Annotated in this window: 9 protein-coding genes and 1 tRNA gene; 9 read left to right on the plus strand and 1 reads right to left on the minus strand. The window is 56.9% G+C overall.

Translation table 11 applies throughout. The features are described from left to right. From AC2VLR_RS01055 to AC2VLR_RS01095, 9 genes are all read left to right on the plus strand, one after another. On the plus strand, window positions 1–230 hold a 230-nt coding region (locus tag AC2VLR_RS01055; RefSeq protein ID WP_486880475.1), incomplete at its 5' end, for a His/Gly/Thr/Pro-type tRNA ligase C-terminal domain-containing protein. After that, window positions 193–765: a translation initiation factor IF-3 gene (infC, locus tag AC2VLR_RS01060; protein ID WP_486880476.1), complete on the plus strand. Its 573-nt coding sequence runs from the start codon at window positions 193–195 to the stop codon at window positions 763–765. The genes AC2VLR_RS01055 and infC, both read left to right, overlap by 38 nt. A gap of 9 nt (window positions 766–774) precedes the next feature. Further along, complete coding sequence (rpmI, locus tag AC2VLR_RS01065) at window positions 775–972, plus strand: 50S ribosomal protein L35 (RefSeq protein WP_010641739.1); 198 nt, start codon at window positions 775–777, stop codon at window positions 970–972. An 18-nt stretch (window positions 973–990) separates the two neighbouring features. Further along, window positions 991–1,350, plus strand: a complete 360-nt coding sequence (gene rplT, locus AC2VLR_RS01070; protein ID WP_215842687.1) for a 50S ribosomal protein L20 — start codon at window positions 991–993, stop codon at window positions 1,348–1,350. Window positions 1,351–1,370: 20 nt separating this feature from the next. After that, on the plus strand, window positions 1,371–2,393 hold the full coding sequence (pheS, locus tag AC2VLR_RS01075) for a phenylalanine--tRNA ligase subunit alpha (RefSeq protein WP_486880477.1): 1,023 nt from the start codon (window positions 1,371–1,373) through the stop codon (window positions 2,391–2,393). Window positions 2,394–2,405: 12 nt separating this feature from the next. Then, on the plus strand, window positions 2,406–4,802 hold the full coding sequence (gene pheT, locus AC2VLR_RS01080; protein WP_486880478.1) for a phenylalanine--tRNA ligase subunit beta: 2,397 nt from the start codon (window positions 2,406–2,408) through the stop codon (window positions 4,800–4,802). A gap of 10 nt (window positions 4,803–4,812) precedes the next feature. Further along, window positions 4,813–5,112: an integration host factor subunit alpha gene (locus AC2VLR_RS01085; protein WP_101536780.1), complete on the plus strand. Its 300-nt coding sequence runs from the start codon at window positions 4,813–4,815 to the stop codon at window positions 5,110–5,112. Next, complete coding sequence (locus AC2VLR_RS01090; protein ID WP_486880479.1) at window positions 5,087–5,539, plus strand: MerR family transcriptional regulator; 453 nt, start codon at window positions 5,087–5,089, stop codon at window positions 5,537–5,539. Before AC2VLR_RS01085 ends, AC2VLR_RS01090 begins: the two co-directional genes overlap by 26 nt. 37 nt (window positions 5,540–5,576) lie before the next feature. Beyond that, a tRNA-Pro gene (locus AC2VLR_RS01095) sits at window positions 5,577–5,653 on the plus strand. Window positions 5,654–5,696: 43 nt separating this feature from the next. Here AC2VLR_RS01095 and AC2VLR_RS01100 read toward each other — a convergent pair. Further along, window positions 5,697–6,050, minus strand: coding sequence for a tyrosine-type recombinase/integrase (locus AC2VLR_RS01100; RefSeq protein WP_486880480.1), 354 nt, complete (start codon window positions 6,048–6,050; stop codon window positions 5,697–5,699). Between the last annotated feature and the right edge of the window lie 62 nt (window positions 6,051–6,112).

Genomic DNA, 6,112 nt, shown 5'->3' on the forward strand with positions numbered 1-6,112 from the left:
GTGTCGAAACGGACTTGAGAAACGAGAAGATAGGTTATAAGATACGCGCCCACACCCTGCGCCGGGTGCCCTATATGCTGGTCGTCGGAGAACGCGAACAGGAAGCGGGAACTGTGGCGCTCAGGGATCGGAACGGTCAGGACTTGGGTTCCCATAGCGTTGCTGCGCTGGGTGCCGCTCTGCAGAAAATGGTTGAGGAGCGGCAAAACACCCTGGAGTGGCAAGGTTAGCGAGGAGGATAAGGCGATCGCGACAGAGAAAGAAGTCAGTATCAATCGGGAAATTACCGCAGCGCGGGTCCGGTTGATAGGTGTAGAGGGTGAGCAAATGGGGGTGGTTTCCTTTATGGAAGCCTTGGCAGCCGCAGAAGAAGCGGATCTGGATCTGGTCGAGATCGCCCCCCAGGCGGAACCACCCGTTTGCAGGATCATGGATTACGGCAAGTTTCGTTTTCAGGAAAGCAAACGCCAGCATGAAGCGAAACGGCGGCAGAAGCAGACGCAGGTAAAGGAGATCAAATTCCGTCCGCGTACGGATGATGCCGATTACCAGATCAAGCTCCGTAATATCATGCGCTTTATTGATGATGGCGACCGGGCAAAAATCACCCTGCGCTTTCGTGGCCGTGAGATGTCGCATCCGGAGTTGGGTATGGAATTGCTCAATCGGGTGGAAAAGGATTTAGCAGAAGTCGGGGTGGTTGAACAGCGGCCACGCATGGAGGGACGGCAAATGGTGATGATTGTCGCCCCACGGAAAAAATAGGAGAACATCGTGCCAAAAATGAAGAGCAATCGCGGAGCGGCCAAGCGTTTCAAACGCACCGGTTCCGGCAAGTTTAAGCATCGTCAGGCTTTTTTGAACCATATCCTGACCAAGAAAACCACCAAGCGGAAGCGTCATCTGCGTCATACCTTGGTGACCTCGGGAAGCGATCAGGCCGCCCTGCGGCGCATGCTTCCCTACGCTTGATGACAGAGGAATCGTAACATGCCTAGAGTAAAACGTGGCGTAACCGCCCACGCCCGTCATAAAAAGGTCCTGGCCCGCGCCAAGGGTTTCCGTGGTCAACGCAAGAGCAACTTCCGCATCGCCCATCAGGCGGTGATGAAGGCCCTGACCTATGAATACCGCGATCGCCGCACCAAGAAGCGGGATTTCCGCAGTTTGTGGATTGTCCGTATCAATGCGGCCGCCCGTTCCGAAGGCTTGAGCTACAGCCGCTTCATGAATGGCTTGCTGCGCGCTGGTATTCAGCTTGATCGCAAGGTTCTGGCCGACATTGCCGTGCGTGACAAGGCTGCTTTTATCCGCCTGGTTGAGGTGGCTAAGGGCCAGCTGGCCGCCTGATCGTGACGGAAGCTGTGGATATGTCCCTGTCTTCCATGGCTTCCGTCGCAGAGGCTGCGCGAGATATCGCCGCCGCTGCGGATTTGCCTGCTTTGGAGCAAATCCGTCTGCACTGGCTGGGTAAAAAAGGGATCCTGACCCAAGCCATGCAGCAGCTGGGCCAGCTCTCTCCGGAAGCGCGCCGCGAAGCCGGGCAGTTGCTCAACGTGCGCAAGACGGAGGTGCAAAGCCTTCTGCAAGCCCGGCGCACGGCCCTGGAGAACGCGCGTATTCAGGAGCGCATGGCCGGTGAGAGGGTGGATGTGACCCTGCCTGGTCGGCGGGTGGCTCTAGGCAGCAGTCATCCCATTCGTCAGACCCTCGAATGGATCGAACAATACTTTTCTGGCCTGGGTTTCGAAATCAGTGACGGTCCGGAAATCGAAGATGATTATCACAACTTCGCGGCCCTGAATATTCCCGAAGATCATCCCGCCCGGGCCATGCACGATACCTTCTATTTTGATCAGAATCGTGTGCTGCGGACGCATACTTCACCGGTGCAGATCCGTTTTCTGGAAGCCCATCAGCCGCCCCTGCGAATGATTGCGACCGGACGGGTCTATCGCCGTGATTCGGATATTACCCACACCCCCATGTTTCATCAGGTGGAGGGTTTGCTAATCGATGAAGAAGCCAGTTTTGCCGATTTGCGAGGCCTGCTGGAAGACTTTCTCCAGAGTTTCTTCGCCAGGCCGGATTTGCCGGTGCGCTTCCGTCCCTCCTATTTTCCCTTTACGGAACCATCCGCAGAAGTGGATGTGGGTTGCGTGATCTGTGGCGGATCGGGTTGCCGGGTGTGCAAGCAGAGCGGCTGGCTGGAAGTGCTGGGTTGCGGCATGGTGCATCCGGCCGTGCTGGCCGAGGCAGGGGTGGATGGCGAAGTGTTCGGCGGTTTTGCCTTTGGCATGGGCATCGAAAGACTGACCATGCTGCGTTATGGCGTCAATGATCTGCGTCTCTTTTTCGAGAACGATCTGCGCTTCCTCAAGCAGTTCTCCTGAGAGCAGCAGCTTATGCGTGTAAGTATTCAATGGCTTCGTGAATTATTGGATGTTTCCTGGGATACGGCTGATATTGCTCAGCGATTGACCATGGGCGGCATTGAAGTCGAAGCCATTGAACCGGCAGCTGTTCCTTTTCAGGGGGTCGTGGTCGGCTTCGTGAAAAGCGTCATGCTCCATCCCGAAGCCGACAAACTCCGCATAGCCCAGGTCGATGCCGGTGATGGCGCATTGCGCAGCATTGTCTGTGGTGCCGCCAATCTGGCAGAGGGGCAGAAAGTGCCCTTGGCTTTGCCCGGGGCGGTATTGCCGGGTGATAAGAAAATCAATATTTCCGAACTGCGTGGGGTGCGTTCCGAGGGCATGCTCTGCGCCGCCGCTGAGTTGGGTCTGGACGATGGCAGCAGTGGTCTGCTGATACTCGATGCCGATGCTCCGCTGGGTCAGGATCTGCGCGCATACCTGCAGTTAGAAGATGAGATTTTGAGTCTGGGCATTACCCCGAATCGCGGTGATGCCTTGTCCATGCTTGGGGTGGCTCGGGATCTGTATGCTCTGGGTGCCGAACAACTGCAAACCCCGGCTGTTTTGTCTGCGTCCGCCGCTGAGTGGAGCCAACTGGATGCTGCGCAAACAGCGCGAGAAGGCGATTATTCTGTGGGAGTGGATGCGGCCGCCCGCACTGTCTGTCCCAGTTATACGGCGCTGTGGATAGACGGGGTTCCCGAGCGCTTGCCGGATCATCTGCGCGAGCGCTTGCGGCGCATGGGACAGCGCTGTATCCACCCGGTGGTGGACTTGTTGAACCTGTGGATGTTTGAGACCGGTCAGCCCCTGCACGCCTTTGATGCGGACAAGGTGCAGGGTGGTCTGTGTGTACGTTGGGCGCAAGCCGGCGAAGTGCTGGATGCCCTGGACGGTCGGGATCTGACTCTGGAGCCGGACATGCTGGTCATTGCCGATGCGCAAGGACCGGTGGCATTGGCGGGCATTATCGGTGGACGGCGGACCAGTGTGACCGATGTCACCCGTTCGATTATTCTTGAAGCCGCCTTTTTCCAGCCCAAAGCGATTCAGGGGCGGGCCCGGCGCCTGTCGTTGCAGACCGATGCCGCCATGCGCTATGAAAGGGGTGTCGATTATCAGCTCGCTCCCCGGCTGGCCCGGGGCGTGCTGGCACAGATGGCTACACTCGCCCCGGTACAGTTGCGCAGTGCCCGCGCCTTTACCTTACAGGGTAGTCTGCCGCTTCCCGCAGAAATCATCTTGCGCCAGCAGCGCCTCCAGCGGGTCATGGGGATGCCTTACACTGCGTCAGAAGTGGAGCGGGTTTTGACCCGCCTGGGGCTGCAGATCCGTGCCGTGCCCGAGGGCTGGCAGGTCAAGGTGCCGAGCCATCGCTTCGATCTGCGTATTGAGGCGGATCTGATCGAAGAGGTGGGTCGCATTTACGGTTATGAGCAGTTGCCGGCCCATCGCCCCCGGGGCATCTTGCAAGCCGCAGCCAATACCTCCACCGTAGCGCGTAGGATGCGGGATATTCTCCAGGCCCGGGATTATCACGAAGTCATTACCTATAGCTTCATCAGCCAGGAAGCGCAGAAGGACTTCGTCCCGGAAGCCGACGCCCCGGCATTGCTGAATCCTCTGTCTGCAGATCTGGCGGTCATGCGTGCCAGCCTCTGGCCGGGCTTGTTGCAGACCCTGCAATTCAACGCGAAGCGGCAGCAGGAGCGTATCCGGATTTTCGAGATGGGGCGGATATTTTCAGCCGAACGGCAGAGTATGGTGCTGGCGGGCTGCATTGCCGGTAGTGCCGACCGCGAGAACTGGGCACAGACGGCGCGGGATGTGGATTTTTTTGATCTGAAAGGCGATGTGGCCGCCATGCTGGCCTTATGGCCGCAGACCACGTTTGAGTTTCGGGCCTTGACCACCGAGGTTGGCCTGCATCCTGGGCAGGCGGCAGAAATTCTCGTCGCCGGACGTCGGGTCGGTATGCTGGGGGCCTTGCATCCAATTCTGGCAGATCGTTATGACCTGGACAAAACCGCATTATTCTTCTATCTGGATATGGAAATGCTGGAAGATCTGGATAATGAGCGGCATTTCGCGCCATTGTCGCCCTATCCGGCGTTGAGAAGAGATATGGCGCTGGTGATTCCTGATGCCATTGCGGCTGGCAGCGTGCTGGCCGCCATGCGTCAGGAAGCCAGCGCCATCGTGCAGGAAATACGGATTTTTGATCGCTATCAGGGAGAACCCCTGCTGGCAGGGACCTACAGTCTGGCTTTTGCTTTCCTTTTGCAGGATCGCGAGCGCACCCTGACTGAGGTGGATGTACAACAGGAACTGGAGCGGATGCTCACTGCCGTGAAGCAAATCGGCTCCATTGAACTTCGCGCATAGGGAGAAAAAAGTGGCTGTCACGAAAGCTGAAATTGTGGATATGTTGTTTGAAACCATGGGCCTGAACAAACGGGAAGCCAAAGGTATTGTGGAAGCCCTGTTTGATCATATCCGCGAAACCCTGGCCCAGGGCGAAGAAGTGAAACTCTCGGGTTTTGGCAACTTCACCCTGCGTGATAAAAATCCGCGACCAGGACGTAATCCCAAAACGGGCGTCGAAATCACCATCACCGCCCGGCGGGTGGTGACTTTCCATCCGAGCCAGAAGCTCAAAGCCTACGTCAATGGTAGCGAACCAGACATCGCCTAAAGGGAAAGCGGGCAAAGAACTCGCCGCGCTGCCGGAAATTCCTGAAAAGCAGTATTTCTCCATCAGCGAGGCATCTCTGCTTTGTGGAGTCAAAGCCCATGTGCTGCGCTACTGGGAGCAGGAGTTCCCGCAACTCAGTCCGCTGAAAAGAAAAGGGAATCGCCGCTATTATCAGCGTCATGACTTGCTTCTGGCGCGACAGATTCGCAGCCTGCTTTATGGGGAAGGTTACACCATCCACGGCGCCCGGGAACGACTCCAGGGTTTGCGCCATGAGACCGGCCCGGGTCACTCGGTTTCAGCGGCGCAACTGGAGCTGGAAATGGAGGATAATGCCTCTGCCGGGTTTGTGGGATCCGCCAACCGGCTTATCTATCTGCAGACAGAATTAGCGGCGCTGATTAAAATTTGTGCTGGAAAACATTGACCCGCTGCCCATGAAGCATTAGAGTAGCGGCTCTTAACGGGGCGTAGCGCAGCCTGGTAGCGCACCTGAATGGGGTTCAGGTGGTCGGAGGTTCAAATCCTCTCGCCCCGACCAATTTTTATCGATTTCTCATTGTGTTGCATATTTCATGCAGGCATCAAAAAAGTTTTTTGGTAAACTTTTGGCAAGCCATCAGTGATAGCCCGACATTATCGGGCACAGTCCACGGTTCTTGGTGTTTGTCCAGATAGTGCCTGGTCATCTTCCCGGTAGAATGCCCCAAGAGCTTACGAATGGATTCATCAGTCCATCCCGCCTGACGGTACAGCTCGGCCCCCAGTGCACGAATCTCGTGAAAAGTGTGGCGTTGAAGGATGGAGCGTTTATCACGCAGGCGGTTTGACAGCTTCAGGCTGCCCCACCACTTTCGTCCGAAGAACGCATCACAGCCAAAGCGTTCTAATGGGATATTGCCTAATGGCCGGATCAGGGGTGACCAATGTAAGTCCACGTTCGATGGCCTGGCAAATCAGCATGCGATCGAAAGGATCCCGATGAATCGGCGGTAGTTGC

Source organism: Acidithiobacillus sp. TH-A117 (genome assembly GCF_057473465.1).

Bases quoted from the DNA above. Each gene is read 5' to 3' on its own strand.
- pheT (WP_486880478.1), top strand. From the start codon at position 2,406: ATGCGTGTAAGTATTCAATGGCTTCGTGAATTATTGGATGTTTCCTGG.
- rplT (WP_215842687.1), top strand. From the start codon at position 991: ATGCCTAGAGTAAAACGTGGCGTAACCGCCCACGCCCGTCATAAAAAG.
- AC2VLR_RS01090 (WP_486880479.1), top strand. From the start codon at position 5,087: ATGGTAGCGAACCAGACATCGCCTAAAGGGAAAGCGGGCAAAGAACTC.
- pheS (WP_486880477.1), top strand. From the start codon at position 1,371: ATGTCCCTGTCTTCCATGGCTTCCGTCGCAGAGGCTGCGCGAGATATC.